The following is a 983-nucleotide window of genomic DNA, read 5'->3' as shown; positions in this document are numbered from 1 at the left end:
CACAGCCAAAGACGGCGCGTTCGTTCGCGAGCACTTCATCACCACGCCTGAACTCAAGGCAATGGTTGCAGACCTGTCCGACGACGAGATCTGGAAACTCAACCGTGGCGGCCACGACCCGTACAAGGTCTATGCGGCGTACCACGAAGCGTCAACCACAAAGAACAACCTACCGTCATCCTGGCCAAGACCATCAAGGGTTATGGCACCGGTGCCGGCGAAGCGAAGAACACCGCGCACAACACCAAGAAAGTCGATGTTGAAAGCCTGAAGCTGTTCCGCGATCGCTTCGACATTCCGGTAAAAGACGAAGAGCTGGAGAACCTGCCGTTCTTCAAGCCAGAGCCAAACAGCGCCGAAGCCCGCTACCTGAGCGAGCGCCGCACTGCACTGGGCGGTTTCGTACCTCAGCGCCGCGCGCAGAGCTTCAGCGTGCCGACGCCGGATCTGGACACCCTCAAGGCCATCCTCGATGGTTCGGGCGACCGTGAAATTTCCACCACCATGGCCTTCGTGCGGATCCTCGCGCAACTGGTCAAGGACAAGGAAATCGGCCCGCGCATCGTTCCGATCATCCCGGACGAAGCCCGTACCTTCGGTATGGAAGGCATGTTCCGTCAGTTGGGCATCTACTCGTCCGTCGGCCAACTCTACGAGCCAGTCGATAAAGACCAGGTGATGTTCTACAAGGAAGACCAGAAAGGTCAGATCCTTGAAGAAGGCATCAACGAAGCGGGCGCCATGAGTTCCTTCATCGCTGCCGGTACTGCGTATTCCAGCCACAACCAGCCGATGCTGCCGTTCTACATCTTCTACTCTATGTTCGGTTTCCAGCGTATTGGCGACCTGGCCTGGGCCGCTGGCGACAGCCGCACCCGTGGTTTCCTGATCGGCGGCACCGCCGGCCGTACCACCCTGAACGGTGAAGGCCTGCAGCACGAAGACGGTCACAGCCACTTGCTGGCTGCCACCATCCCGAACTC

General features: G+C 59.2%; 1 pseudogene. It reads left to right on the top strand.

Features of this window, described 5'->3' with window-relative positions:
* Nucleotides 1-981: pseudogene (gene aceE / locus ACIOVB_RS27690) on the top strand (pyruvate dehydrogenase (acetyl-transferring), homodimeric type); the annotation flags it as partial.
* Nucleotides 982-983 lie beyond the last annotated feature (2 nt).

Origin of the sequence: Pseudomonas sp. NPDC087639 (genome assembly GCF_044743385.1) — a bacterium.
Classification (GTDB): domain Bacteria; phylum Pseudomonadota; class Gammaproteobacteria; order Pseudomonadales; family Pseudomonadaceae; genus Aquipseudomonas.
The sequence above is the reverse complement of the archived record's forward strand: the minus strand, read 5'-3'. Positions and strand labels throughout refer to the sequence as shown.